We start from the raw sequence: 26,810 nt of genomic DNA, 5'->3' as shown, positions 1-26,810 counted from the left end.
TTGCTAAATTATGTAACCTAATAATGTGATTGCTAGGCATTTTGGGTAGTAAAAGTCATCACTTCACTGATCGATTGTTTACCCATTGCCAACATTATTAGACGGTCAATACCCAATGCAACACCAGAGCAAGCAGGTAAACCTTCCGCTAATGCAGCAATAAATTTATCATCGACAGCCCTTGTTTGCGCACCCATTTGCTCACGCTGGTTATTATCTTCTGCAAAGCGTCGCAATTGCTGTTCTTTATCAGTGAGCTCGTGGAAACCGTTAACTAGCTCAACTCCTTTAAAGTAACATTCAAAGCGGTTAGCGACTCTCGCATCGTCTGTATTTATGGTAGCTAACGATGCTTGACTGCTTGGAAAGCTATGAATAAAACAAGGTACTAATTGCCCAATTTTAGGCTCAACCCATTCACAAAAGATGAACTGTAATAAGGTATCAAGTGAAGTGGTTGCTTCCAGCCATGGCTCAAGTTTTCCATGTTGCTCTATGAAGGCTAGACACTCTGCTAGGGAAGTCTCTAGCGGGTTGAGTTGTGTATGCGCTAAGAAAGCGTGTTCATAGCTTTGAATATCAGTGCTACTTACCGATAACGTTTCAACTAATAACTCACTTACCTCGTCAATGAGATCTTTCATGGAAAAACCTAATCGATACCACTCCAACATAGTAAATTCAGGGTTATGTAATCTCCCCTCAGCTTCATTTCTAAAGGCTTTAGCAATTTGATAAATAGACTGGTAACCAGAAGCCAGTAATCGTTTCATCGGATATTCAGGAGACGTCTGTAAATAGAGTTTATTCACACCCTCGTGATGCCAGTCATAGTTAGCCACAATAGGATCTAAATGCACATCGGTAATGGTGCCACTGCACATTTGAGGCGTTTCTACTTCAACAACATTTCGATTATTGAAAAAAGATCTAATGGTGGAGAGGAGCTTCGCACGCTGCTGTGCTGTTGCCCAATCCATACTTGGCTGCCACGTCATAAAAAGCTCGTAAGACTTAATGGTATTTTAGAAAGGAAAAAGCCTAGCATTAGAGCTAGGCTTTATAAAGAGGTGCTGGTAATGTCCTACTCTCACATGGGAACTCCCACACTACCATCGGCGCAATTGCATTTCACTTCTGAGTTCGGCAAGGGATCAGGTGGTTCTACAATGCTATGGTCACCAGCAAAAAACTGTTATTGATTAGTATTTGAAATTTCAGAACTAATTACTAATCAATAATAGCTTTAAGTAAAAAGCCCTTGTCTTAGGACAAGGGCTTTTCTAATTAAGTGCCTAGCGATGACCTACTCTCACATGGGACCTCCCACACTACCATCGGCGCAGTTGCATTTCACTTCTGAGTTCGGCATGGGGTCAGGTGGTACTACAACGCTATTGTCGCTAGGCGAAAAAAGTTACAATTTGGAAATTAATATATATCGTTTCAAGCACACGTTAGTACGTGAAGTTAATTCTTTATGAATGTTGTCAGTCAAAACCATTTGGGTGTTGTATGGTTAAGCCTCACGGGCAATTAGTATCAGTTAGCTCAAGGCCTCACAACCCTTACACACCTGACCTATCAACGTCGTAGTCTCCAACGACCCTTCAGGGGACTTAAAGTCCCAGTGAGAACTCATCTCAAAGCCTGCTTCCCGCTTAGATGCTTTCAGCGGTTATCAGTTCCGAACGTAGCTACCCGGCAATGCTTCTGGCGAAACAACCGGAACACCAGAGGTTCGTCCACTCCGGTCCTCTCGTACTAGGAGCAGCCCTCTTCAATTCTCAAACGCCCACGGCAGATAGGGACCGAACTGTCTCACGACGTTCTAAACCCAGCTCGCGTACCACTTTAAATGGCGAACAGCCATACCCTTGGGACCGACTTCAGCCCCAGGATGTGATGAGCCGACATCGAGGTGCCAAACACCGCCGTCGATATGAACTCTTGGGCGGTATCAGCCTGTTATCCCCGGAGTACCTTTTATCCGTTGAGCGATGGCCCTTCCATACAGAACCACCGGATCACTATGACCTGCTTTCGCACCTGCTCGACGTGTCTGTCTCGCAGTTAAGCTGGCTTATGCCATTGCACTAACCGTACGATGTCCGACCGTACTTAGCCAACCTTCGTGCTCCTCCGTTACGCTTTGGGAGGAGACCGCCCCAGTCAAACTACCCACCAGACAGTGTCCCCAACCGAGATAATCGGCCTAGGTTAGAACATCACGCATACAAGGGTGGTATTTCAAGGTTGGCTCCACTCACACTGGCGTGCAAGTTTCAAAGCCTCCCACCTATCCTACACATGTAGGAGCAATGTTCACTGTCAAGCTATAGTAAAGGTTCACGGGGTCTTTCCGTCTAGCCGCGGGTATACGGCATCTTAACCGCAATTTCAATTTCACTGAGTCTCGGGTGGAGACAGTGTGGCCATGATTACGCCATTCGTGCAGGTCGGAACTTACCCGACAAGGAATTTCGCTACCTTAGGACCGTTATAGTTACGGCCGCCGTTTACCGGGGCTTCGATCATGAGCTTCGCAGAGCTAACCCAATCAATTAACCTTCCGGCACCGGGCAGGCGTCACACCGTATACGTCATCTTTCGATTTTGCACAGTGCTGTGTTTTTAATAAACAGTTCCAGCCACCTGGTTACTTCGACCGACCTCAGCTTAGGGAGCAAGTCCCATCACCAGAGCCGGCGTACCTTCTCCCGAAGTTACGGTACTATTTTGCCTAGTTCCTTCACCCGAGTTCTCTCAAGCGCCTTAGTATTCTCTACCTAACCACCTGTGTCGGTTTGGGGTACGGTTCCTTTATATCTATGCTTAGAAGCTTTTCCTGGAAGCAGGGCATCAACAACTTCAACGCCGTAGCGTCTCGTCTCGACTCTCAGCCTTAGAAACCCGGATTTGCCTAAGTTTCCAGCCTACAATCTTTCACATGGACAACCAACGCCATGCTTGCTTAGCCTTCTCCGTCCCTCCATCGCAATATAAAGAAGTACAGAAATATTAATCTGTTTCCCATCGACTACACCTCTCGGTCTCGCCTTAGGGGCCGACTTACCCTGCCCTGATTAACATGGGACAGGAAACCTTGGTCTTTCGGCGAGGGGGTTTTTCACCCCCTTTATCGTTACTCATGTCAGCATTCGCACTTCTGATACCTCCAGCATGCTTCTCAACACACCTTCAACGGCTTACAGAACGCTCCCCTACCACTTGAGCAAAAGCTCAAATCCGCAGCTTCGGTGCATAGTTTAGCCCCGTTACATCTTCCGCGCAGACCGACTCGACTAGTGAGCTATTACGCTTTCTTTAAAGGATGGCTGCTTCTAAGCCAACCTCCTAGCTGTCTATGCCTTTCCACATCGTTTCCCACTTAACTATGACTTTGGGACCTTAGCTGGCGGTCTGGGTTGTTTCCCTCTTCACTACGGACGTTAGCACCCATAGTGTGTCTCCCGGATAGTACTCATTGGTATTCGGAGTTTGCAAAGGGTTGGTAAGTCGGGATGACCCCCTAGCCTTAACAGTGCTCTACCCCCAATGGTATTCGTCCGAGGCTCTACCTAAATAGATTTCGGGGAGAACCAGCTATCTCCCGGCTTGATTAGCCTTTCACTCCGACCCACAGGTCATCACCGCATTTTTCAACATACGTGTGTTCGGTCCTCCAGTTGGTGTTACCCAACCTTCAACCTGCCCATGGGTAGATCGCCGGGTTTCGGGTCTATACCCTGCAACTGAACGCGCAGTTAACACTCGCTTTCGCTACGGCTCCCCTAATCGGTTAACCTTGCTACAGAATATAAGTCGCTGACCCATTATACAAAAGGTACGCAGTCACCCTAAGGCTTCCACTGCTTGTACGTATACGGTTTCAGGTTCTATTTCACTCCCCTCACAGGGGTTCTTTTCGCCTTTCCCTCACGGTACTGGTTCACTATCGGTCAGTTAGGAGTATTTAGCCTTGGAGGATGGTCCCCCCATGTTCAGTCAACATTTCACGTGTGCCGACCTACTCGATTTCACTTATGTTTGTCTTCGTGTACGGGGCTATCACCCTGTATCGCCAAGCTTTCCAGCTTGTTCCACTAACGCCCATAAGCTTAAGGGCTAATTCCCGTTCGCTCGCCGCTACTAAGGAAATCTCGGTTGATTTCTTTTCCTCGGGGTACTTAGATGTTTCAGTTCTCCCGGTTCGCCTCAATAAGCTATGTATTCACTTATTGATAGTGCCTTATGGCACTGGGTTTCCCCATTCAGAAATCCTAGGTTATAACGGTTTTTATCACCTCACCTAGGCTTATCGCAGATTAACACGTCTTTCATCGCCTCTAACTGCCAAGGCATCCACCATATACGCTTAGTCACTTAACCATACAACCCCAAATAGTTTTGAGTCATCGAGAGACAAATCTCGATGCTAATGTATGACTGACATTTTCACGTACTCAATCAAATGAATGATTGGAGTATGCTTGAATTAGATTGAAATAAGATAAGGAAAAATCTTATTTCAGGTTTGATGCTTACAGCGCGACACTGTAATCATCATTCGAATATCCCACTCTTACGAGTGGTATATTCGGGATATATATCAGCTTTCCAAATTGTTAAAGAACTCAATTTAAGACGCATTCGCTTAAATCGTGGTTAAAAAAACCAAATTAAATATTACTCATCAGTAAGCTTTAATTTGGCTTCTTGCTCTTGTGAAGAAGTGGTGGAGCTAAGCAGGATCGAACTGCTGACCTCCTGCGTGCAAGGCAGGCGCTCTCCCAGCTGAGCTATAGCCCCATCGATTGGGTAACCTACTAACGTAGATCTGGGTCGACTTGAAAACAAAGGGCCAATGTCACTGACGTGAATTGGTAGGTCTGGGCAGACTTGAACTGCCGACCTCACCCTTATCAGGGGTGCGCTCTAACCAGCTGAGCTACAGACCTATTTCAAGATCTTACTTCTTCATTCATCGTTATCAATGCAATGTGTGTGAACACTCAAGGTACATGGATGTACCTGTGTCGACTCGACAGGATGTCTGACTTGTCGACCCATAATGTGTCTTACTTCAAGATAAGGAGGTGATCCAACCCCAGGTTCCCCTAGGGTTACCTTGTTACGACTTCACCCCAGTCATGAATCACAAAGTGGTGACCGTCCTCCCTAAGGTTAAACTAGCCACTTCTTTTGCAACCCACTCCCATGGTGTGACGGGCGGTGTGTACAAGGCCCGGGAACGTATTCACCGCGACATTCTGATTCGCGATTACTAGCGATTCCGACTTCATGGAGTCGAGTTGCAGACTCCAATCCGGACTACGACGTACTTTCTGGGATTCGCTCCACCTCGCGGTCTTGCTGCCCTCTGTATACGCCATTGTAGCACGTGTGTAGCCCATCCCGTAAGGGCCATGATGACTTGACGTCGTCCCCACCTTCCTCCGGTTTATCACCGGCAGTCTCCTTAGAGTTCCCGACACGACTCGCTGGCAAATAAGGATAGGGGTTGCGCTCGTTGCGGGACTTAACCCAACATTTCACAACACGAGCTGACGACAGCCATGCAGCACCTGTCTCACAGTTCCCGAAGGCACGAAACTATCTCTAGTAACTTCTGTGGATGTCAAGGGATGGTAAGGTTCTTCGCGTTGCATCGAATTAAACCACATGCTCCACCGCTTGTGCGGGCCCCCGTCAATTCATTTGAGTTTTAACCTTGCGGCCGTACTCCCCAGGCGGTCAACTTAGCGCGTTAGCTACGCTACTCACGTTTCAAGAACACAAACAGCTAGTTGACATCGTTTACGGCGTGGACTACCAGGGTATCTAATCCTGTTCGCTCCCCACGCTTTCGTGCCTCAGCGTCAGTATCTGTCCAGGTGGCCGCCTTCGCCACTGATGTTCCTTCCAATCTCTACGCATTTCACCGCTACACTGGAAATTCCACCACCCTCTACAGTACTCTAGTCAAACAGTTCCAAATGCAGTTCCGAGGTTAAGCCCCGGGATTTCACATCTGGCTTATCAAACCGCCTACGCACGCTTTACGCCCAGTAATTCCGATTAACGCTCGCACCCTCCGTATTACCGCGGCTGCTGGCACGGAGTTAGCCGGTGCTTCTTCTGTCGCTAACGTCACAGCTAGCAGATATTACCTACTAACCTTTCCTCACGACTGAAAGTGCTTTACAACCCTAAGGCCTTCTTCACACACGCGGCATGGCTGCATCAGGGTTTCCCCCATTGTGCAATATTCCCCACTGCTGCCTCCCGTAGGAGTCTGGGCCGTGTCTCAGTCCCAGTGTGGCTGATCATCCTCTCAAACCAGCTAGAGATCGTCGCCATGGTAGGCCATTACCCCACCATCTAGCTAATCTCACTTGGGCTAATCTTTTGGCACGAGGTTCCGAAGAATCCCCCGCTTTGGTACTTCTCTTACGAAAAGCACATTATGCGGTATTAGCAGTCGTTTCCAACTGTTGTCCCCCACCAAAAGGCATATTCCCAAGCATTACTCACCCGTCCGCCGCTCGACGCCAAAGGAGCAAGCTCCTCTTCGTTTCCGCTCGACTTGCATGTGTTAAGCCTGCCGCCAGCGTTCAATCTGAGCCATGATCAAACTCTTCAATTAAAATCGTTTGTGATGCCTAAGCATCGGCTCAATGAATTCTGTACAAATAAAACTTTTAAAAAGTAGTTTTTGCATGAGTTCACTGAGTTAATTTTTGCAAGTTCAAGACTTGCTTATTTGTAAAATCAACATCATGTGAATGCCCACACAAATTGCATGATAACTAATTGTTAAAGAACTGAATCTTGCGATTCAAACAAAACATCGCATTCGTGTTTTGTGGTTACTCTCTCGTTGAGAGCGGATGCGCATTCTACGCTTCCTGGTTTTGATGTCAACAACTTTTTGAAAAAAATCTTTAATTCATTTTTCTAAGTTATCTGACCCGTTTATTTAGTACATTTACTAACTAAACTTATCAAAACTGAGCTTTCGTCGTCCTGACTCGCTCTAATAAGTATTTCCTATACAAAACTTCGTTGGGCTGCCCCGTGGAAGTGGATGCGCATTTTAGAGATTTTTAGCTGGGCGTCAACAGCTAATTTCAACTTTTTAACTGTTCGCTGCTTTATTGAACATAAAGGCATTTTTACGGTCATAATACGTACACACAATGGAAATAGCATGTACAAAAACACAGGGGCGAGTTCGTGAAGTTTAATTTATAGTCAGTGAGTCGAATATGTTTAGTCCTGTTGAAACGCAAATAAAAGAAAGAGAAAAACGATGCGTATAGTTTTATTAGGTTATGTATTACTGGTTATAAGCTCTTCTACTTTAGCAAGTGCTGACAAAAACAACGAAAGTAGTAAGAAAGTGATTGCCAGCTTTATTAAGCAACAAACTAAAGCACATATAAATATAGGGCGCAGTGTTAGCACGATACTCAGCCGCTACCCAGAAAAAGTAGATATTGTTATTCCTGTCGCACTTGAACTATACCCAGACAAATACGAACAAATTGTTCGCGGTGCCATTAATGCAGAACCAGCACTAGCCTGTGATGTGGTTGTTGCGGCAATCGATAGTCAATTAGTTGATAGTCATGAAGTTGTCCGCATAGCTGTTGAGTCTGATCCTGCATACGCGAGTGAGATAGTTGAGACCGCTGCTTCTCATGACATTGAAGGAATTGAAAACATTGTTCGCGTTGCTATTAGTACAAGTGATTTCCATCAAGAAGATATTGTTGAATCTACCATTTCAAGGTTTCCTGAGAAATTTGCAGAAATACTATCAGGCGCAATAGAAGCACTGCCTGAACAAATTACCACGTTTGTTACTACTGCACTTGGTATTGTACCGGAGCAAAGTGAAGGTGTAGTAACTACCGCTGTTAGCCAAAATAAACATATTGGCAATCGCGCAATAGTTGATGCCGCTGTCGCTAATGGTATGAACCAAGCAACAGCCATAGACGCTGCATTAGCAGGTGGTGCTCAACCTAGCGAATTTGCCAATATCGACAGCGAAGATAACTAGTTCTTCCAACTATCGACCATAATACTAGACATATGCGCAGTTACGGTTAAAATCTGCGCTCCCTGAAATTGAGGCGCTTTTATGTTTAGTCATATTCATCCTGATAACTACCCACAACAACTTGAACAAAAACAGCAACAAATCCAAGCAATGTTTGCTGAATTCCAATTACCAACGTTTGAGTGTTTTGAATCTGAGCCGTTAAATTACCGTTTACGCGCTGAGTTTCGCGTTTGGCATGACGGCGATGACCTTGACTACATTATGTTTAACAGCGAAACCAAGGAAAAGTTTAAATTAACCACTTTTCCTGTTGCGAGCGTACTGATTAACGATGCCATGCAGTCACTGATTCAGTATGTAAAGCAAAATGAGTTATTGCGCCGAAAATTGTTCCAAGTGGACTTCCTTTCTACGCTAAGTGGTGAACTACTTGTCAGCTTGCTCTATCACAAGCAATTAGACGATGCTTGGCAGGTTGAAGCAAAAGCCTTAAAGGCCGAACTTAGTAGAATCGCACCAACAGACATTATTGGTCGAGCCCGTAAACAAAAACTCATTCTTGATAAAGACTACGTAGTAGAAACGTTAACAGTAGACGGCAAGCAATACCATTATCAACAAGTTGAAAATAGCTTTACCCAACCTAACGGCGGCGTAAACCAGCACATGTTGAGCTGGGCAAAAAAAGCAACGCAAGGCAGAGGTGGCGACCTTATCGAATTATATTGCGGGAATGGTAACTTTAGTCTGGCACTGGCAGAGAACTTTGAGCGTGTGCTAGGGACTGAAATATCGAAAACATCGGTAAACTCAGCACAATACAATATTCAAGCGAATCATATTGATAATGTCGATATTGTTCGTATGTCGAGTGAAGAATTTACCCAAGCAATGAACGGTGAGCGCACTTTTCGACGTTTAGATGGGTTTGATTTAACCAGCTATAAGTTTGATACCGTACTCGTCGACCCTCCGCGCGCAGGTTTAGACCCTGACAGTGTTGAACTGGCACGACGCTTCGACTTGATCGTCTATATCTCATGTAACCCAGAGACGTTAAAAGATAACTTGCAAGCACTCACCACTACACACGATATTGAGCAATTTGCGTTATTTGACCAGTTCCCTTATACCCATCATGTGGAAACAGGCGTTATTCTTAAACGTCGATAAACAGCAAAACGGTAAACTTTAATCGGTAATGTGAGCTAAGGAGTTTTTAGCTCACTCTTTAGTTTTCGAGTTAATTCTCTCGCCTGCTCTACTTCAATTAACGACAGTCGCTCAATCATTCGTTGTTCAAGCCATTCGTACCTGCTGTAAATCTGGCTATCAGTAGTCAGCTCCAATACTAGGTACAAATAAGCTAGTGCTCGAACTCCATCATTATGACCAAACTTTTGTCTCCATAAGTCGTCTGCTAAGCGCGCTATAGCCTTCACGTTGCCATGTTGTGCAGCAACTTTCAGATATTTTTGCTGAGCGGCCAATACCTGAGTACGGGCATTTAACGTTGATTCCGTTTCACTTTTTATCTTTACCAATAGCTCTGTATGGGCGACACCATAATCTACCATCGCATTAACATTCCCGCTCTTTGCTGCACGCTCTAAGTATTCGACAAATTGATTTTTATAAGTTTGATTTACACCCTGACAATATTCGTACTTCTCGTTTAAATTAACTAAAAATCTATCGTCTTCATTATTGTCTAATGCGCGATTAACTCGCGTCTGATAACTTTGCTCATCAACTGGTGAGTAAAAGCAGTACGTAAGGTTTTGTGCAAGTATATAAGCAGCGTGAACACTACCTTCCCTTGCGAGTGTTTCAAGTTGATTGAGTTGCTCTAAGAGTGATGTCGATAATTTCCAACCTTCGGGCGCTATTAATGCAATACTTGCAGTATTCGAGCTTTGACTAAAGCTATTAGGAAAGGGGAATTTGGCAAGGCTTTCTCCACATTCAGTGTATGCATCGTCCTCTGCACATCTAGCTCGCACTTGGTCATCAGCGACAGTTTCAAGTGGGACCTCTTCAAGCATGCCGCTAGATGCTCTGCTAATAGAAGTTTGATGTTCATCAAGCTGATAAGTTTGTAAATATAAAGTGACCGCGATAAATAAAGCTACAAGTAGAGTAGCTAAAGTACTACGCACTAATCATTGCCCTTTTACTTGTAACCGTGCAGAGAACTCACTGGCGCCACGGGCAATAAAGCGCAGTTGCTGAACGACATTTTCAGCAAGTTGCTCACGCTCTTTAAGGTCAATATCTAGCGCATCAGCACCTGCACTAAACACTATAGTCACGGCGGCCTTAGCCTGTAACAGCGCAACTTGCGCATCTAACTTGTTCGCCGCTTGCAAGTAATCACTAAGTTCAAGCGTAAAATAACGAATTTCACGGTTTACCGCGGCGCGAAATGCGGCAGATGTGCCAGAGCGCTCACGTAACAGTAAGCGAAAAATATTGCCGTTGTTCTCGATAAACTCCATAAACGTGTGTACAGAGATTTTGATCACCGAGCCGCCCTTGGCAATGCGCTGTCGTGCTTGGCGCATTAATTGGCGTAGCGTCAGCCCGGCCTCATCCACTAAGGTTAAACCGAGTTCATCCATATCGGAAAAGTGTCGATAAAACGAAGTTGGTGCTAACCCCGCTTCTTTGGCGACCTCGCGCAAACTCAAACTTGAAAAGCTGCGATCAGCACTGAGCTGTCCAAGTGCAGCATCAATTAACTGACGTCGAGTTTTCTCTTTTTGCTGGGCGCGAATTCCTGCCATTGGATTACCTTTAGTTTTTATAGACTTAGTTATGATACTGAAATGGAGCTATGTTGTCAGGTGATGACAATTCAATGAAGTTTATCACAGATCAACACTTATCAGCTTGACTCACTTTGCACGGCAGCTAAAATAGTGAACACTTGTACGCTCAAATATTCAATTCGGAAAATTAATGAAAAAGCCTCCTATTATTTGGCTGAACGTTTTAGTGTTTTTAATCACTTTCTTGTTTGCCGCTATTGCCGTGCCATATCGCGCCATTACCCATGGTTTTGATGGTGCAGAAATTACCATGGCAATTGTGTGTTTTATCTACTGTGGCATGTCAATCACTGCCGGCTATCACAGATTATGGTCACACAAAACTTATCAGGCGCACTGGAGCTTACGCCTTATTTACGCACTAGGAGGTGCATTTGCCCTACAGAACAGTATTTTACATTGGTCTTCTGATCACCGAATTCACCACAAGCACGTAGACAATAATGATGTAGATCCATACTCAGCAAAGCGCGGCTTCTGGTACTCCCACATTGGTTGGATGCTACGTGAGTACCAAGCTCACCGATACAACAACTACGATAATGTACGCGATTTACAAAAAGACAAAATCGTTGTCTGGCAACACAAACACTATTTGGCATTAACTTTAGCAATGAACTTTGGTGTGCCATTAGCATTTGGTTTATGGCACGGTGATGTGATCAGTAGCTTGTTACTGGTTGGCTTTTTCCGCTTAGTCATGAGTCACCACACCACGTTCTTTATCAATTCATTGGCACATGTTTGGGGTAAGCAAACTTATACCGATAAAAATACTGCGCGTGACAATGGTGTACTGGCGTTTTTCACCTTTGGTGAGGGTTACCACAACTATCATCATATTTTTGAAAATGACTACCGCAACGGTATTCGCTGGTACCAATTTGATCCAACAAAATGGCTAATTAAAGGCTGTAACTACATTGGCTTAACATCGAAATTGCGTACCTCACCAGAAGACAAAGTAGAAAAAGCTAAATTAGCAATGGCACTCAAACGCAGTCAACAACGCGTCAGCGCACACCCTCAGGCGGAAGAAATGCGCCAGAAGTTACAAGCTGAATACGATTTACTGCTGGCTAAATTAAATGAGTTTTACGAGCTGAAAAAGCAAGTTTTAGTCAACAAGAAAGATAAGTTATTGTCGGATGTTGAAAACTCTGAGCTAATGAAGCAATTTGCAGAACTTAAACAAACACTTGCCGAGCAACGCAAAAGCTGGCAACTGCTAACGGCTAAACTCGCTTAGTATTGCTAATAAACTAGCTTGCAGGGAAATATCCACAGCTCCTGTAAGCTAGTTGCTTCGCAACTCCCCTATCGTTCACCTACTTTACTCTCTGCCTATATAACCAGTTACCTATCTCATTAATTCTTGGTAAAATTTCACCAAATTGATTTCTGGGGATACTAACTTGGCTAAAGCAAAATCTACATCTAAAGCAACCTACGACTTTGACGCCATTGTAATAGGGACAGGTCCTGGTGGCGAAGGTGCCGCAATGAACCTGACCAAAGCAGGCCAAAAAGTTGCCGTGATTGAAAAGCATAGCGAAGTTGGCGGCGGCTGTACGCATTGGGGAACGATCCCGTCAAAGGCACTGCGCCACTCGGTCAGCCGACTTGTTGAATACAATAGCAATCCGCTATTTAATCAATCCGAAAAAGCCGCGACCCTGACGTTTGACAACATTTTGCAGCATACGACTAAAGTAATTCGCGACCAAGTAAGGCTACGCGGAGGCTTTTACAGCCGAAATGACGTCAAGGTTTATCATGGTGAAGCCACTTTCGTTGATAAGCATAGCCTGCACATTCAATACCCTGATGGTTCAAGTGAGCAAATCACCGCCAAAACCATTGTCATTGCCACGGGCTCTCGTCCATATCGCCCTGCTGACGTTGATTTTACCCATTCTCGTATTTACGACTCAGATACGATCTTGTCGTTAAAGCACGAACCTAAATCTATCATCATCTATGGTGCCGGTGTTATTGGCTGTGAATACGCTTCAATTTTCAGAGGCTTAGGCTGTAAAGTTGATTTAATTAACACTCGCGATCGCTTGTTGTCGTTTATGGATGCCGAAATGACCGACTCGCTAAGCTACCACTTCTGGAACAGTGGTATCGTTATTCGCCATGGTGAGGAGTACTCGGCGATCGAAGGGCGAGACGACGGCGTTGTGCTGACATTACAATCAGGCAAGCGTATGAAGGCTGACTGTATTTTATTTGCCAACGGTCGCACGGGTAACACAGACAAACTTGGCATTGAAAATATTGGCTTAACGGCCAACTCTCGTGGCTCGTTAACCGTGGACAATACCTACCAAACTCAAGTGGACAACATATACGCCATCGGTGATGTCATTGGTTATCCGAGCCTTGCCAGTGCAGCCTATGATCAAGGTCGCATTGCTGCTGATTATATCCTCAATATTTCTACCGAAGGCCAGCTAATTGAAGATATTCCAACGGGTATCTACACCATCCCAGAGATGTCATCTGTCGGCAAGAACGAGCAAGAACTAACGGCCGCTAAAATTCCATATGAGGTTGGTCGCGCGTCCTTCAAGCACTTAGCCCGTGCACAAATTGGTGCCAGCCCTGTCGGTAGCTTGAAAATACTGTTCCACTGCGACACGAAGGAAATCTTGGGGATTCATTGCTTTGGCGAACGCTCAGCTGAAATTGTGCATATTGGTCAGGCCATCATGCAACAAAAAGGCGAGGCAAATACCATTGAGTATTTCGTTCATACCACGTTCAACTACCCGACCATGGCAGAAGCTTATCGCGTAGCTGCACTGAATGGCTTGAATCGCCTATTCTAGTGCTATGAAGTTGCTTTCTAAGCTTTTGGTAAGTGCCGTTTTTGCTGGGCAGGTATTATTACCTGCTCTAGCATCACCTGCTCTAGCAAAGAGTTTCAGTTTATATTTGACACGACACGCTGAGAAACAGTCAAACAGTGCTGATCCCTTACTGACAACCTGTGGCCAGCAAAGAGCTATGCTACTTGCCGACACTCTCAGAAATGTAGAAATTCAAGCGGTTTACAGCACTAGCTACCAAAGAACGTTAGCAACGGCACGGCCAACAGCTAACGCCAAAAAAATCAGCGTGACTCAATATGCACCGAATGGGCTTGAGCAATTAGCAAGAGTGCTTAAACAAAAACAGTTGAACACATTGGTAGTCGGGCACAGCAATACTACCCCCATGCTACTGTCCTTGCTTACAGGCAAATCTTTCGACAAAATTTCAGAAGATAATTTTCGCCACTTATATCAGGTCATTATAACGACTGATCAGAGTAACGAGATTACACATATGGTAGTGACTGACTTAACTCAATCATTAAAGTGCAGCTAGCTAATACCAAATCGCAAACCTTTGATAGCGCTATTGATAGTTGTTACCTATCTCAGGTTTCTTGGCGCTTTCTTTTCCCATAGACAACACCTTATAGTCAGAAATTTTAAACACTTCACCCCATTGTTGGGTGCTTGCCATACCTTGCATAACTTCACCTTTTAGCGCTAATTTTGTTCCCTCAAGCAACAGCGACTTGGGCAAATTAACGGGCAGCAGTTTTTCATTATTATCTGTCACTATGCCGTAAAAGCCCCCTTCAAAGTTTAAAAACGTTACCGTGCCAATTTTCCAACCTTGTTGTTGATATTGCTGCAATGTCATATGTGAACCTAAATCTGGCTGTTTAGTTGTCAACGCACAACTCGTTGTAGGTACCAGTAGTAAGCTTGTTACACAAATGCTGATAAATAGGTATGAAGTAGAAGTTTTCATCCTGAGCCCTCCTGTCGAAACGAATAATAAATGGTTAGTGATGGTTATGCTTGCAGCACAAATTGACTTCTCGGTGGCAAGTCATACGCTTGATTGATGGCTAAATAACGAGATTCAATCACACCGGCCCGTTGGTCAATTTCTTGAGAGCGCTCTGGCGACGCAGGCGCAATTGCTTCCTGAGCTTGAATAGTTGACTGAACAAAGCGTTCAAAGTCGCTTTGCTCAGAGCCAAAACCGCTTGAACCTGTGTCACTTGCTCTATCACTTAAAACCACACGGTTTGTAGCAACAGTATTTGTGGTCGAAGTGTTGGCTACTGATGAGTCAACGCTAGTTGTTGGCGCTTCATCAGAGCCAAGCGCTGCTGTGCGTTCGGAGCCAAAGCTGTTAATTGCTGGCCTTCCATCACCTGAAGGTTGCGGCGCTCCCTCCTCGCCTTCTTCCACTCTTTGCTGCCTGAGCACTTCGGCTTGTGCTTGGGCAATAATTCTGGAGGCTTCAGCCGCTACCCGCAAATCTTGTGTTGACGGGTTTGCTGGCGCAAGTGCTGCATCATACACCCTGCGCATTTTGGTAATGGTTTCCTGCGGTGAGCCCGCTTCAGATAAATCAACAGAGACTTCACCTTCAACCGCATAACGACGACCATCAGGCCCTACTTCAAAACTGTAACTGGGGGCACCTGTATATGGCCCCCCCACAGCAGCATGTGCCTGCTCATGAGTACGAACTTCCAAGTCACGGACACTGAGTTCACGCACAACTTGTTGCTGTTCTGGAGTGAGCTCGCGGCTGTTTGTGTTTGACTCTTCACTGTTATTTTCGTTGTCAGCTTGCGCGTTGGCGTTTTGCCCTTGTTCTTGCTGGCCTTGTTGTTCACCCGACTGCTCTCGACCAGATTGGCGCTCGCTGATACTGGTGCTTTCTTGTTCTGCTTGCTCTTGGATGGCAGCAAAATCAATACCTTCTTCAACATTTTGCGCAGGTGTTCTGGCGCGTTCACGCTCGCCGGCAACACCCTTTTCTGCGGCACTTTGGTTGAGTGCCGGCGGCGCTGTAATCACTTCTCGTTGGGCATTGTCACGACGCAAGCTGTCAGTGGGCGGGTTGACCACTGTCGCTAAAGGTAATTGATTCACTTGCGTCGTAATATTCATGGGAAGGTATGTATTAAGTACTAGGCGGTAACGTCGAGTAAGGTACCGAGCGTTTCATCGGCCGTTTGAATCACCTCAGCAGAAGCACGGGCTTGGAATTCAGCAACGCGAAGATTGACGACTTCTTCGGTAAGATTAGGTTCTGGCTCACCCGCTAAACCCGCTTGTATAGCTTGGTCTTCACTTGCGTTGCGCTCTTGCTCAGTGACTGTTGTCGCATCAACAATGTTGGTCGCGGTTTCGTTTAACCGTTGATTGGCATTTGCAAAGCCTTGCAAACCTGAGTTAAAGGCTGATTGAACTTCCATCACCTACTCCTGAAATCTGTCTATTTACCTAATAACCACTACAGCTGTGTTACCCACGCAAGCAATACGCTCTGCGTAAGACGGTATATTCATGCAACTTACATGTCTGTTCAATTATCGAGCAACCATGCTTAAAAGTCAATCAGGGCAAGGGGTTCAAAAAATCTACGATTAACCGTTACCGCTGACCAAGTTATCACCTAACCAAGCGCTTAGCTGTTCAACAAACAATTGAAAATTCGAGATAAATGGCGCATGAGAGGCTTTATCAAAAACAACGAGTTCACTGTTTGGGCTCAACTCGTTAACAAAATTAATCACTTTTTTCGGTACTAGGCTGTCCATATTTCCGTAAATACGCAGAAATGGTAATGTGATTTCAGCTAACTCGGCTCTCGTATCGGCATTGGCTAAAATTTCTAAGCCTTTTTCCAGCGCAAATTTATTTGGCAACGGTTTGGCCATTACAAGCGATTGAATTTGGCGAATATCATCTTTAATATGACTGCTACCCATTGCTTGAATTTTCAAAAAGCCCGACAGGGTTTTGCCAATATCTTTCGACAACTGCTGATGAAAGGTTGCCAGTAATTCTGGTTTGATCCCCGGCCAATCAGCTGATTGCACGAAGTAAGGTGATGTCGCAACATGCACGAGCCCGAGGATTTTATGTTGTGGTGAAGTACGAGCAATTTGCGTTGCGACTAAGCCCCCAAGTGACCAACCCAGATAAACAGCTGGCTCGGTTACGGCTTCAGTAACAAGTTTAGCGACACCTGCCAAGTTGTAATCATCAGGCATAACATCAACGTTGTCGCCATAGCCGGGTAAATCAACAGAAATCACCTTGAATTGTTCGGCTAATTTATGTGCGAGTGACGCAAATACGCCACTGTTTAGCCCCCACCCATGCAATAAAACAATCGGAACACCACGCCCGATACTCGAAATTTTTATACTTTGTGCCATGCTTGCTATTAATGGAAAATGTGAACTTTCTAGTTTACCCAAACCAGCCTTGTCAGCCTAGTGTTCGAACGTCAGGATTATTTGCGCCTTGGCGTATGTTGTATGGAATACAAGTTAATGCGGCTATTTGGCTGGAGACAGTGGCAAGGATCGCCCGATGATAAACCAACATTTCAAAGAGATTGTCGCTAGAGCGACAAAAGTAGTGCACCTATTCAATTACTGTGAACTGTGCGAGCAAGCAATACCCTTTAGTATCGCCACGGATGTGGCCACAAACATAGCTTTAAATAAAACCTCAACAATCGGCCAAAAGATTACTCAGACGGTTGGCCAACAGAGCGGCTTATGCGACCAATGCGCATCACTCATTCCTCACTTCCAGCTAACTGAACTCAAGGGAGATTTACTCAATCGCCCTGAAATACATACCCTTTACAACAAGTGCCATTTCGATCAGCTGATTGCTATTGCCCCTTACCAATTCCCCATCAGCGATTGGCTCAAGCAATTCAAGTATTTAGGTAAATGGCAATATCAACGGCTTTGTGCTTGCCTGTTGCAACACCATCTTCAAGAGGTGATCAAAATCAGTGATTTCTGTCAACCAGATATAGTGCTGCCCGTCCCTATTCATATCAAGCGCTGGCAACAACGGGGCTTCAATCAAACTCTACCTTTGGCACACGTAGTAGCAAATTTATTCAATATTGAATGCAATGCTGACTGTCTCGCTCGCCAGGCTCAAACGGGTACACAGGCACAGGCTTCGGGTAGCGTTCGGCGAAAACAACTAAAAGGCAACTTTTCACTGATTTGTGACCCCAAAACGTTGGCAGGAAAACACATTGCACTTGTTGACGATGTTGTTACCACCGGAGCAACCGTAAGTGAAATTAGCCGCTTGCTAAAAACGGCTAAGGTATCATCAGTCAGCGTTTATTGTTTGGCATTAAGCCTTTAGGCGCATTTACCTATAACGTAAAGCCATCGCTAAGGTTTTGCTGCAACATCAAACGCGTGAGCGAAAAATAAGGAATTAGCCAAAACTTTAGCGGTACCTTGCCAGTAACCTCTAAACGTTAGGTTTTCTGTGGTTGCAATCACGCGCCCACGCCCAACATTATGAGCAACTAACGAGGCGTTGTGCGCCATACGATTAACTAGGTTTTCATCCGCGTAGCCGCTTAGTAACGGGGTTTGGCCAAACTTAGCAACCGTAGCAAATGGCACTTTGGGCTTGTTCATGATCAGGCTGCTATTCTTAAACACTGGCAAAGTCTTATCTTGGAAACCAAAAGCGAGCGGGTGGCTAGTATCAATTTGTGCCGCGAATATGGTACCTGCAATACGTTTACGAGCCGCCAAGCCCTGTTTGTCTTCGTAATTTAAAGCGTCACTGTCAAACAGCTGATCAAGCTGCTCTTTAGAAGCAAAGCTTGTTTTTAGTAGCTCTTTTTCTGCCAGCCATTTGGCTCCGCGTTTCTGGGCAAAAACAACGCCACCACGTTGCAACCAACTCGATAGTTTCTTGGTAAGGCCTTTAGATAAATCAGCATAATTACCATCAACCATGACGATATGTGTGTAGTCATCAAAACTCAGTTTGGCTAAACGCTGCTTATCAACAATTGAAACCGGAATGGCTAACTCTTGATCTAGGTAATAACGCACTTCACCCGCTTCATACTGAGAGACACCGTAGCCGCCGACTAGCAAAACTTTAGGTTGTTCAATTAACTTAAAAGAGTGACTGCCTAAATCTATACCTTTAATTGTCAATCCTGTGTTTAAAGGGAGTACAGGTAAAGCCAGCAAGTCACTCTCTGCTTTTAAAACATCGAACCAGTCACTCTGCTCTTGAATGCCAGCAGCAATCAGTAAAGTGCCCGCAGCAAATGCTCGCTCTTTGCCAGTAATAACACTCGTGAATGATTTAGTGGCAACTTTTACTTGCAGCCCTTTTGCTAATAGCTTGTTAAGTAGTTTGGGTGCGAGATAATCTTGCCATTCAATCGCGTAGGCATAAGCAGAACCTGCTATATCGCTCGGTTTCATACTCCCTTTTTGCCAAGTTTTTTCTTGCCAAGGTTGATCAGCCAGCTTCAACCCCCAAGTTCGAGCCACTTGGCTAGTGTCGATATTCATCGCCAGTGGCAAAGTCCAGCCCGAAACATCATAAAAGGTGTTATCAACAAATTCGGTTTGTTTAGTGAAAAGCGCCTGAATCAGCCGATATTGGCGCTGTGCTAGTGGCACAAAATAGCTGTGCTCGGCACTAAACACACGATTATTTAAGCGAAAATCTTCCGTTAATGGAAACACATCAATTTGGTGCTGCGCGAGTTTAGATAAGAAGAGATTAAGGCGCGTGTTGTCTTTGCTCTCGGTAAACAGATAACCGGCGTATTTTTCCTTTTTTGCCTGTTTAAGGCCTGATTCATAAAAATGTTGGCGATACTCAGCCAATACTGCTTTTTGCTGCCAAGCGCCGCGTAACGTTGAAAACGAGGTGAGCAGTTGATTCTTAATACCGTATTCAAAGGTCAGTAAGCCGTTGACCGTATCTTGTTGTGCGCCTCGGCTAGAGGCTTGTTCAAATAAAATACCCACAGCGCCATTGACATCAGGGTAAGTGCTGCCTTTGCCGTAGTAAAAATCGTCAAAGCTCTCTTGCGTATAATATAGGCGTTGCTCGTTATCTAGCGCTTTGGCATGAAACTCGGCGAGTGTTTGCGTTAATTCTACGTTTTTAGTAGGTGTTAATGGATTAGTTCGCGTTGGAATCCCCGGTTGGAAAAAATAACTGCTATTCGCGCCCATCTCGTGGAAATCACCTAATACATTAGGTTGATACTGGTGGTACATTTTTAAGCGATTAACACTTTCCACTTGGCTGAGCAGTAACCAATCTCTGTTGAGATCAAACCAATAGTGGTTGGTGCGGCCGGTTGGCCAGCTTTGATTGTGTTCAATGTGATTGGGATCGCTGTTCGCCGCATTGCCGCGAAAAGTAGCCACCCAGTTAGCAAACCTATCCATGCCATCGGGGTTAACACTTGGCTCAATCACCACAACCATGTCATTGAGCCACTGGTTTACTTCTTCCCCTTGCGCTGCGGCCAAATAATAAGCAACCAACATGGATGCGTGCGCACCACTGATTTCATCACCATGAACACTGTAACCAAGCCACACGACAATCGGATCATTCTCGCCAACCGTATCACTCTGACGATTCGCTAAAATCGAGTCTAAATTCGCTAAATTCTCCGGAGATGAGATCGTCAGTAATACTTGTTTGCGTTGCTGATACGTGCGACCAAACTCTGTTAGTTTGATACGCTCTGATTGCCCGGCAATCTCTGACATATAAGCAAGTAGCTGATCGTGTCTCAGATGACGTTCACCGACACCAACACCAAGCACTTGCGACGGCTTACTGATTTGCGCTGAATAACTTTCTGAGTCCGGCAAGTAATAGCTAAGCTCTGCGGCGTTCACAACCAGTGAGCAAGCAGCTACGTAAATAGCTGCGCCAGCAGTCAAACACCTGTTTAAAATTTGTTGAAAAAACATTTATCTATCCCCACATTAATGAGCCTAACGCTACCAAAATCTCGCTTAGGGCACTAGTCGATTTGTCGCATTGTGATGATTAATTTGGTTGAGGCCTAGCCTATTGGTAGCTTGCAGAGTAAAATAGTCATACCTGACTAATTTACTCAGGTATAACATTTTTAGATTTTAAGTGAGTAACTCATGATCAGCATTTCAGAATCAGCGCAAGCACACTTCGCAAAACTTTTATCGCAACAAGCGGAAGGTACTAACATCCGTGTTTTCGTGGTTAACCCAGGCACAGCAAAAGCTGAATGTGGTGTTTCTTACTGCCCAACTGATGCGGTTGAATCAGATGATTTAGAACTTAAATTCAATGGTTTTTCGGCTTATGTCGACGCACAAAGCCAACCATTTTTGGAAGAAGCAGAAATTGATTTTGTGACCGACCAAATGGGCTCACAGTTAACCTTAAAAGCACCAAACGCTAAACTGAAAAAGGTCGCGGATGACGCACCATTATTTGATCGCGTTGATTACTTTATCAAAGCAGAGGTTAACCCACAGTTAGCAGGCCACGGCGGTGAATGTAACCTGATGGAAATCACCGAAGACGGTTATGCAGTGCTACAATTTGGCGGTGGTTGTAATGGCTGTAGCCAAATTGATGTGACCGTAAAAGACGGTATCGAAAGCCAGCTACTTGAAATTATGGGTGGCGAAATTAAGGGTGTTCGCGATGCGACAGAGCACCAACGTGGTGAACACTCATACTACTAAGCTAGTGTAGCTCACATATTGATATAAAAAGTCGGCACGCGCCGACTTTTTTATTACCTTTTTAGTGAGCTTTTCATTACCTTTGTTGATGATCGATAGCTAACGAGTTATCGGCTGTGGAAGAAGGCGCTGATATAAGTGCCAGCCAAGCGTCGCTCCTCGTGCCAGCATAAAACCAGAAAACGCCAGCCACAGCGCATGATTCAATGCGAAGCCCAATGCTGCTTGTTTAAAGGCTTCATTAAATACCAACCACAGCGGGAAAAAGACAAAAAACGTGGCGATAATCATACTATTACGCATAATGTCAGCGCGCGTCAGCCCGACATAGACGCCATCATAGAGATAACACCAACAGCCAATCACAGGCAGTAAAATTATCCAGCCCAGATACTTCTCAGCCTCGACACTTACCTCAGCAATCGTAGTGATTTGGCTAATTAACCAGCCTCCACCGACAGCAAATATCAAGCTATAAACAACCGCAAAGGCAATAGTCCACAGTGTGCAACGTGTTAAAATAAGCGATAACTCATGGTTAGCGCCAGCCCCTTTTGCTTTGCCAATCATGGCTTCTGCAGCGTTGGCGATACCGTCTAAACCAAACGAAATGAGTAGCAGAAAGTTCATCAAAATAGCGTTAGCGGCGACAATATTATCGCCCAGTCTTGCTCCTTGAAAGGTCATAAAAACAAAACACACTTCTAAACACAAAGTACGAATTAAAATATCGCGATTAAGCTTAAAATAATCCCCCAGCTGACTGATGTTCAACACTTTAGACAGTAATGCTCGGTTTGCTAATAAGCCAATATTTCTCTGGTAATAACGACGAAGAATAAAACTCAGTCCGGCGATTAACCCAGAATATTCAGCCACTAACGTTGCAGCCGCCACACCTTGCACTTGCCAGCCAAAGGCCAAGACAAAGAGCAAATCAAGCGACAGATTAATGCTGTTGATCAGAATAAGCAGCCACATTACCGCTTTGGCTTGATGTTGCCCTAACAACCAGCCCAACATAACAATATTGGCAAGCGCAGCAGGCAAGCCCCAAACGCGGATATCCATATACTGCTTGGCATAAAACTGCACTTGTTCACTGCCACCAGCCAGCCATAAGCTCAACTGGAAATATGGCGTTTGCAACAAAATGCAGGCCAAGCCGATGGCTCCAGCAACAAGTAAACCGCGCAGCAACACTATGGTTGCCTCATCATGACTTTCACGCCCTAATGCCTGAGCCGCCAGCCCTGTGGTAGACATACGCAGAAAGCCACACAACCAAGTAATAAAGGTGATGATCATGGCACCAACAGTACTGCCGCCAAGGTAATAAGCATGCGGTAGGTGCCCAATCACTGCGGTGTCAACTAACCCCAACAAGGGCACTGTGATATTGGACAAAATCATCGGCACCGCGAGCGCGATTATTTTTCTGTCTAAGCTTTTCAAGATATGTTTTTCAAAAATAGGCATTTGTTAGCAAGCAATAGCCAAAGTTTACTTGGTGTTTAAGCCAAAAACACGCTACTTTAATAGCTATATGTCGACATTTGACGCGATACCATAATGAACCCGATAAAAAGCCTTTTCCTCTTCCTTCTTTTCTCTTTGGTAATAATTAGTGCGCCTCAACAAGCGGTTGCATCTGTGATTTTACAGTATCACCACGTCAGTACTGACACTCCGCCAAGCACCAGTATTTCGCCGACACAATTTGAAAAGCACATGCGCTATTTAAAAGAGCAAGGATTTACGGTGGTTCCCCTTTCCACTATCGTCAATGCGGTAAAAAATAACACAGCAATGTCTGATAAACTCGTCGCCATTACATTTGACGACGCCTATTTAGATATTCTTACCCATGGCAAGCCAATTTTAGACGCGTTCAATTACCCCTATACCATATTCGTAAACCCTAGCTTGGTAGAAGCAAAGCGCCCTGATTATCTAAGCTGGGAACAATTGAAAATGATGGCGGAGCAAGGGGCAATTATTGCTAACCACGGCTGGCAGCATCAGTCGTTAACGCGTGTACCCGATGGTGTTGCACCCGATATGTGGCTCGCCCAGTACGAGCAAGATTTGCGAAGAGCAGAGCAAGCAATCAAAGATAACGTTGGCCAAAGTTATCGCTACTTTGCATACCCATACGGTGAATACACACCAGAAATTCAACGTTGGCTAGCGGAAAACCAGTTTGTTGGCTTTAGTCAGCAATCAGGTGCTGTGGGATTAACCACTGATCTAACCGCGATTCCGCGTTTTCCTGCATCACAGCCTTACGACAAGTTATCGGGGCTCAGAGACAAGTTAAACTCGCTGCCCTTTGCTATTTCATTAAGTGAGCAAGACAATCAAACGATTTATCGCCACCAAACGGTCAATTCAGTAACGTTTCACGTTGAAGTCGAAGACTTTAAACCCAGCCAATTGAACTGCTATGTGTCAGGCTTGGGTAAGCAAAAAATTGACTGGGTATCAGACAGCAGTTTTCAAATCACTTTTAGTGATCATCTGCCAATTGGACGCGTGCGCTGCAACTGCACCGCCCCTAGCCTCAGCCAAGCTGGACGCTACTATTGGTACTCTAAACCGTGGTTTATCACCAAGCGCGATGGCTCTTGGTATCCGCTGTAAGCGTTCCTAGATAACTTCCCACTCTCGCCGCTACGAAGCACCTCTTTATGAAGCGCGCTGTTATGAAGCACTCAGTGCAACAATGCGGCGAAAATCCGCCACTAAATCATCTTCGTTAACCGTAGGAATTTGCCCCAAGACTTCTTGCGGTTTAAAAATGGCGGCAATATCGCCATCAGGGTTAATTAAGACAATGGATGCGCTGTGATCGACCAAATAGTTTTTCTGCGAAATATCGTCGGCAATGGCGTACATCAGCCCTAAATTACGTGCAAATGGAAACAGTGAGCCATGGTCGGCGCGAAGGGCAAAAAACTCTTGGTTAAAATAACCAATATATTGTGAGAGCTTATCCACTGTATCGCGATTTGGATCAACGGAGACCAGTAAGACTTGCGTATTGGGCGTAACGGCTTTTAATTCGTCGTAAACAAAATTGAGTTTTTGCAGTGTTGTCGGGCAAACATCAGGGCATGAAGTATAACCAAAGAATACCCATGACCACTGCCCCGCCAACTCTTGTTTGGTAAATTCACTGCCGGTATGACTGGTTAATGAGAATGGCGCTATCGTTCGCGGCTGTTGATAATAGAGTGCAGTTTGCGGTAGCTCTGGCTGGGTTATCGCTTGATAGATAAAGACCCCGCAGACTAGCGAAACAGCAGCAACAATCACGTAAAGCAGTTTATTCATAGAAGCACTTCAACCTAAGTAAGTTTTAACTATTGCCAGCGATAAGCGCCCACTATAAAGAAACAGGCAATAGATAATGATCCAATAGCAGTATAATAAACAATATCATCAGGTGAATGATAGAAAACTTAAAAGTCGCCATGGCGGTATTTGCTTTAGGGTTAAATTTTAATTGCCAAGCATAAGCAAAGAAAATCAAATTCAGTACAACACTCCCGACCAAATACAACCAATTACTCATACCAACTAAATATGGCAACAAACCAACCACAAACAACAACACGGTATAAAGTAAGATCTGCGTTTTGGTAAATTCGATACCGTGAGTCACTGGTAGCATAGGAATATTGACCTTGGCGTAATCGTCACGACGATGAATGGCTAACGCCCAGAAATGCGGCGGTGTCCACGTAAAGATAATTAATACTAAAAGCAGAGCATGACCATGAATTTCGTTGGTCATTGCCGTCCAGCCCAGTAATGGTGGAATTGCACCAGCTAAACCACCAATCGTGATATTTTGCGGCGTTGCCCGCTTTAAATACAGGGTATACACAAAGCCATAACCGACAAGCCCAGATAAGGTTAACCAAGCCGTTAATGGATTAACAAGTGCGTAAAGCATGGCAAAGCCGACAACGGCCAGAATAACCGCAAACACAATGGCATTACGCTGGCTCAGCCGACCATTAACCAAAGGGCGATTGTGCGTTCTTGCCATTTCCTTATCGATGCGCTGATCAACAATATGATTAATAGCAGCGGCGGCAGATGATAAAAAACCGATGCCCAGCATGGCAGGAATCAGCAACTGCCAAGGCACAACACCCGGCACCGATAAGCACATGCCAACTAGCGCGGTAAGCACCAACAAAGCGACAACGCGTGGCTTGGTAATTTCATAGTAATCGCGCCATGATGTTTGCGCAGACTTAGTAACAATCGCCGGAGCATTAATAAGAGCAGCTTTTGCCATGTCAGCCTCCTAGGTTTTTCGCTGTAAACTATAAGTTAAGGTGATGAGCACCATCATTAAGCATGCCGCAACAACATTGTGGCTCACCGCGATACCCAGCGGCAGTGACATCACCACATTGCTCACACCTAATGCCACCTGAATCAACAAGATCACCAAAAGCACTACTGGTACGGTTTGAAAGAACGAGCTTTGTGCTTTGCGCCTAATAGTTAACGCTAACCAAGTAAGGTAGATAAACGTGACGATAGCGCCAATGCGATGCATAACATGGATAGTGATGCGTTCATCATGATCTAAGTGACCAAATTCGTAGGTCGCTTTTTCAGGCGGAATTAAATCAAATGAGTTGTCAAAGGTCAGTTGCTCAACCCAGCCCGACTGACAAATCGGTAACTCAGTGCAATGCAATGCGGCATAGTTTGACGATGTCCAACCGCCCAATGCAATCTGCACGGTCAGCAGCCCCACACCCACTAAGCCAAAGCGCGCATATTTTTTTATCGACCAATCACCGCCGGGGATACGGTAATTGCTCAACCTCAAATACAGTAAAAAGAGTAGGCATAAGGTTGTAAAGCCGCCCAACAGATGCGCCATCACCACCACCGGCATCAATTTCATGGTGACTGTCCACATGCCGAGTAACGCTTGAAAAGTGACGATGCCTAAAATAACCAGCGGCAGAACAACGGGAATGCCCTGCTTTCGCTGTTTGACCGACGCTATCGCTATCCACAAAATCAACAACCCTAAAGCGCCAGCAAAATAGCGATGAATCATCTCGTTCCACGCTTTTTGCACTTCGACAGGTCGCTCGGGAAAAGCCGCTTCTGCCTTAGCAATTTGCGCTTGAGTTTGCGGCACATCAATAAGGCCATAACAACCAGGCCAATCAGGGCAGCCAAGACCGGCGTGCGTTAAACGGGTATAAGCCCCTAAACTCACCACCACTAGAGCCAAAAGAATACTGACAAAAACTAAACGTCTTACTGCGAACAT

General features: G+C 45.2%; 20 protein-coding genes, 2 tRNA genes and 4 rRNA genes. 8 read left to right on the top strand and 18 right to left on the bottom strand.

What is annotated here, in order from left to right:
• Nucleotides 1-32 precede the first annotated feature (32 nt).
• The 7 genes from epmA to DXX93_RS00895 form a co-directional block, all read right to left on the bottom strand.
• The gene (epmA, locus tag DXX93_RS00925; protein WP_116006420.1) at nucleotides 33-998 is read right to left on the bottom strand and encodes an elongation factor P--(R)-beta-lysine ligase; all 966 of its coding nucleotides are present in this window, start codon (nucleotides 996-998) and stop codon (nucleotides 33-35) included.
• Nucleotides 999-1,071: 73 nt separating this feature from the next.
• Nucleotides 1,072-1,186 (bottom strand): 5S ribosomal RNA (gene rrf, locus DXX93_RS00920).
• 107 nt (nucleotides 1,187-1,293) lie between these two features.
• Nucleotides 1,294-1,408: ribosomal RNA gene (rrf, locus tag DXX93_RS00915) — 5S ribosomal RNA — on the bottom strand.
• A 107-nt stretch (nucleotides 1,409-1,515) separates the two neighbouring features.
• Nucleotides 1,516-4,392, bottom strand: a 23S ribosomal RNA gene (locus DXX93_RS00910).
• A gap of 344 nt (nucleotides 4,393-4,736) precedes the next feature.
• Nucleotides 4,737-4,812 (bottom strand) — tRNA-Ala (locus tag DXX93_RS00905).
• Nucleotides 4,813-4,884: 72 nt separating this feature from the next.
• Nucleotides 4,885-4,961: transfer RNA gene (locus tag DXX93_RS00900), tRNA-Ile, on the bottom strand.
• A gap of 131 nt (nucleotides 4,962-5,092) precedes the next feature.
• Nucleotides 5,093-6,649, bottom strand: a 16S ribosomal RNA gene (locus tag DXX93_RS00895).
• Together the 16S, 23S and 5S rRNA genes with 2 tRNA genes alongside form the textbook arrangement of a ribosomal RNA operon.
• A 666-nt stretch (nucleotides 6,650-7,315) precedes the next feature.
• Between DXX93_RS00895 and DXX93_RS00890 the strand changes: the two genes are divergently transcribed.
• Nucleotides 7,316-8,071, top strand: coding sequence for a hypothetical protein (locus tag DXX93_RS00890; protein ID WP_116006419.1), 756 nt, complete (start codon nucleotides 7,316-7,318; stop codon nucleotides 8,069-8,071).
• 81 nt (nucleotides 8,072-8,152) lie between these two features.
• Nucleotides 8,153-9,247 carry a tRNA (uridine(54)-C5)-methyltransferase TrmA gene (gene trmA, locus DXX93_RS00885; protein ID WP_116006418.1) on the top strand — a complete coding sequence of 365 codons (1,095 nt, stop codon included), beginning with the start codon at nucleotides 8,153-8,155 and terminating at the stop codon, nucleotides 9,245-9,247.
• A gap of 35 nt (nucleotides 9,248-9,282) precedes the next feature.
• On the opposite strand, the gene DXX93_RS00880 is transcribed toward trmA, so the two are convergent.
• Both DXX93_RS00880 and fabR read right to left on the bottom strand, forming a co-directional pair.
• Nucleotides 9,283-10,233, bottom strand: coding sequence for a hypothetical protein (locus DXX93_RS00880; protein ID WP_116006417.1), 951 nt, complete (start codon nucleotides 10,231-10,233; stop codon nucleotides 9,283-9,285).
• Nucleotides 10,234-10,236: 3 nt separating this feature from the next.
• Nucleotides 10,237-10,860 carry an HTH-type transcriptional repressor FabR gene (fabR, locus tag DXX93_RS00875; protein WP_116006416.1) on the bottom strand — a complete coding sequence of 208 codons (624 nt, stop codon included), beginning with the start codon at nucleotides 10,858-10,860 and terminating at the stop codon, nucleotides 10,237-10,239.
• 175 nt (nucleotides 10,861-11,035) lie between these two features.
• On the opposite strand from fabR, the gene DXX93_RS00870 reads away from it, so the two are divergent.
• The 3 genes from DXX93_RS00870 to DXX93_RS00860 all read left to right on the top strand — a co-directional run bounded on the left by DXX93_RS00870 (nucleotide 11,036) and on the right by DXX93_RS00860 (nucleotide 14,283).
• A complete protein-coding gene (locus DXX93_RS00870) occupies nucleotides 11,036-12,154 on the top strand; it encodes a fatty acid desaturase (RefSeq protein ID WP_116006415.1) in 1,119 nt (372 codons plus the stop codon).
• A 166-nt stretch (nucleotides 12,155-12,320) separates the two neighbouring features.
• Nucleotides 12,321-13,742, top strand: coding sequence for a Si-specific NAD(P)(+) transhydrogenase (gene sthA, locus DXX93_RS00865; protein WP_116006414.1), 1,422 nt, complete (start codon nucleotides 12,321-12,323; stop codon nucleotides 13,740-13,742).
• Between the two features lie 106 nt (nucleotides 13,743-13,848).
• Nucleotides 13,849-14,283, top strand: a complete 435-nt coding sequence (locus DXX93_RS00860; protein ID WP_181902101.1) for a histidine phosphatase family protein — start codon at nucleotides 13,849-13,851, stop codon at nucleotides 14,281-14,283.
• A 30-nt stretch (nucleotides 14,284-14,313) separates the two neighbouring features.
• Here the strand turns inward: DXX93_RS00860 and DXX93_RS00855 are convergent, their stop codons facing one another.
• The 4 genes from DXX93_RS00855 to bioH all read right to left on the bottom strand — a co-directional run bounded on the left by DXX93_RS00855 (nucleotide 14,314) and on the right by bioH (nucleotide 17,155).
• Nucleotides 14,314-14,718, bottom strand: coding sequence for a hypothetical protein (locus DXX93_RS00855; protein ID WP_116006412.1), 405 nt, complete (start codon nucleotides 14,716-14,718; stop codon nucleotides 14,314-14,316).
• Between the two features lie 44 nt (nucleotides 14,719-14,762).
• A complete protein-coding gene (locus DXX93_RS00850) occupies nucleotides 14,763-15,878 on the bottom strand; it encodes a putative metalloprotease CJM1_0395 family protein (RefSeq protein WP_116006411.1) in 1,116 nt (371 codons plus the stop codon).
• A gap of 20 nt (nucleotides 15,879-15,898) precedes the next feature.
• Nucleotides 15,899-16,186, bottom strand: coding sequence for a hypothetical protein (locus DXX93_RS00845; protein WP_116006410.1), 288 nt, complete (start codon nucleotides 16,184-16,186; stop codon nucleotides 15,899-15,901).
• A gap of 171 nt (nucleotides 16,187-16,357) precedes the next feature.
• Nucleotides 16,358-17,155 (bottom strand): pimeloyl-ACP methyl ester esterase BioH, encoded by a 798-nt coding sequence (gene bioH / locus DXX93_RS00840; protein ID WP_116006409.1) that lies wholly within the window; start codon nucleotides 17,153-17,155, stop codon nucleotides 16,358-16,360.
• Between the two features lie 157 nt (nucleotides 17,156-17,312).
• Between bioH and DXX93_RS00835 the strand changes: the two genes are divergently transcribed.
• A complete protein-coding gene (locus DXX93_RS00835) occupies nucleotides 17,313-18,119 on the top strand; it encodes a ComF family protein (RefSeq protein WP_116006408.1) in 807 nt (268 codons plus the stop codon).
• A gap of 29 nt (nucleotides 18,120-18,148) precedes the next feature.
• Here the strand turns inward: DXX93_RS00835 and DXX93_RS00830 are convergent, their stop codons facing one another.
• Nucleotides 18,149-20,734, bottom strand: a complete 2,586-nt coding sequence (locus DXX93_RS00830) for a M14 family zinc carboxypeptidase (RefSeq protein ID WP_116006407.1) — start codon at nucleotides 20,732-20,734, stop codon at nucleotides 18,149-18,151.
• Between the two features lie 183 nt (nucleotides 20,735-20,917).
• Here DXX93_RS00830 and nfuA point away from each other — a divergent pair, with 183 nt between their 5' ends.
• Nucleotides 20,918-21,496: a Fe-S biogenesis protein NfuA gene (gene nfuA, locus DXX93_RS00825; protein WP_116006406.1), complete on the top strand. Its 579-nt coding sequence runs from the start codon at nucleotides 20,918-20,920 to the stop codon at nucleotides 21,494-21,496.
• 99 nt (nucleotides 21,497-21,595) lie between these two features.
• On the opposite strand, the gene DXX93_RS00820 is transcribed toward nfuA, so the two are convergent.
• Complete coding sequence (locus DXX93_RS00820) at nucleotides 21,596-22,975, bottom strand: MATE family efflux transporter (protein WP_116006405.1); 1,380 nt, start codon at nucleotides 22,973-22,975, stop codon at nucleotides 21,596-21,598.
• A gap of 93 nt (nucleotides 22,976-23,068) precedes the next feature.
• Here DXX93_RS00820 and DXX93_RS00815 point away from each other — a divergent pair, with 93 nt between their 5' ends.
• Nucleotides 23,069-24,139, top strand: a complete 1,071-nt coding sequence (locus DXX93_RS00815; protein WP_116006404.1) for a polysaccharide deacetylase family protein — start codon at nucleotides 23,069-23,071, stop codon at nucleotides 24,137-24,139.
• Nucleotides 24,140-24,199: 60 nt separating this feature from the next.
• Here DXX93_RS00815 and DXX93_RS00810 read toward each other — a convergent pair whose 3' ends face one another.
• From DXX93_RS00810 to DXX93_RS00800, 3 genes are read right to left on the bottom strand one after another with little or no spacing between them, the layout of a single operon-like run.
• Nucleotides 24,200-24,832, bottom strand: a complete 633-nt coding sequence (locus DXX93_RS00810; RefSeq protein ID WP_116006403.1) for an SCO family protein — start codon at nucleotides 24,830-24,832, stop codon at nucleotides 24,200-24,202.
• 52 nt (nucleotides 24,833-24,884) lie between these two features.
• Nucleotides 24,885-25,808 carry a heme o synthase gene (cyoE, locus tag DXX93_RS00805; RefSeq protein WP_116006402.1) on the bottom strand — a complete coding sequence of 308 codons (924 nt, stop codon included), beginning with the start codon at nucleotides 25,806-25,808 and terminating at the stop codon, nucleotides 24,885-24,887.
• Between the two features lie 9 nt (nucleotides 25,809-25,817).
• On the bottom strand, nucleotides 25,818-26,810 hold the full coding sequence (locus tag DXX93_RS00800) for a COX15/CtaA family protein (RefSeq protein WP_116006401.1): 993 nt from the start codon (nucleotides 26,808-26,810) through the stop codon (nucleotides 25,818-25,820).

This window comes from Thalassotalea euphylliae, assembly GCF_003390335.1.
Lineage (GTDB): Bacteria > Pseudomonadota > Gammaproteobacteria > Enterobacterales > Alteromonadaceae > Thalassotalea_F > Thalassotalea_F euphylliae_B.
This window is presented reverse-complemented; position numbering and strand designations above follow the sequence as displayed.

Bases quoted from the DNA above. Each gene is read 5' to 3' on its own strand.
- DXX93_RS00890 (WP_116006419.1), top strand. From the start codon at position 7,316: ATGCGTATAGTTTTATTAGGTTATGTATTACTGGTTATAAGCTCTTCT.
- DXX93_RS00820 (WP_116006405.1), bottom strand. From the start codon at position 22,975: ATGCCTATTTTTGAAAAACATATCTTGAAAAGCTTAGACAGAAAAATA.
- epmA (WP_116006420.1), bottom strand. From the start codon at position 998: ATGACGTGGCAGCCAAGTATGGATTGGGCAACAGCACAGCAGCGTGCG.
- bioH (WP_116006409.1), bottom strand. From the start codon at position 17,155: ATGGCACAAAGTATAAAAATTTCGAGTATCGGGCGTGGTGTTCCGATT.
- DXX93_RS00855 (WP_116006412.1), bottom strand. From the start codon at position 14,718: ATGAAAACTTCTACTTCATACCTATTTATCAGCATTTGTGTAACAAGC.
- trmA (WP_116006418.1), top strand. From the start codon at position 8,153: ATGTTTAGTCATATTCATCCTGATAACTACCCACAACAACTTGAACAA.
- DXX93_RS00830 (WP_116006407.1), bottom strand. From the start codon at position 20,734: ATGTTTTTTCAACAAATTTTAAACAGGTGTTTGACTGCTGGCGCAGCT.
- cyoE (WP_116006402.1), bottom strand. From the start codon at position 25,808: ATGGCAAAAGCTGCTCTTATTAATGCTCCGGCGATTGTTACTAAGTCT.
- DXX93_RS00815 (WP_116006404.1), top strand. From the start codon at position 23,069: ATGAACCCGATAAAAAGCCTTTTCCTCTTCCTTCTTTTCTCTTTGGTA.
- DXX93_RS00835 (WP_116006408.1), top strand. From the start codon at position 17,313: ATGATAAACCAACATTTCAAAGAGATTGTCGCTAGAGCGACAAAAGTA.
- DXX93_RS00800 (WP_116006401.1), bottom strand. From the start codon at position 26,810: ATGTTCGCAGTAAGACGTTTAGTTTTTGTCAGTATTCTTTTGGCTCTA.
- fabR (WP_116006416.1), bottom strand. From the start codon at position 10,860: ATGGCAGGAATTCGCGCCCAGCAAAAAGAGAAAACTCGACGTCAGTTA.
- DXX93_RS00845 (WP_116006410.1), bottom strand. From the start codon at position 16,186: ATGGAAGTTCAATCAGCCTTTAACTCAGGTTTGCAAGGCTTTGCAAAT.
- DXX93_RS00810 (WP_116006403.1), bottom strand. From the start codon at position 24,832: ATGAATAAACTGCTTTACGTGATTGTTGCTGCTGTTTCGCTAGTCTGC.
- nfuA (WP_116006406.1), top strand. From the start codon at position 20,918: ATGATCAGCATTTCAGAATCAGCGCAAGCACACTTCGCAAAACTTTTA.
- DXX93_RS00850 (WP_116006411.1), bottom strand. From the start codon at position 15,878: ATGAATATTACGACGCAAGTGAATCAATTACCTTTAGCGACAGTGGTC.
- DXX93_RS00870 (WP_116006415.1), top strand. From the start codon at position 11,036: ATGAAAAAGCCTCCTATTATTTGGCTGAACGTTTTAGTGTTTTTAATC.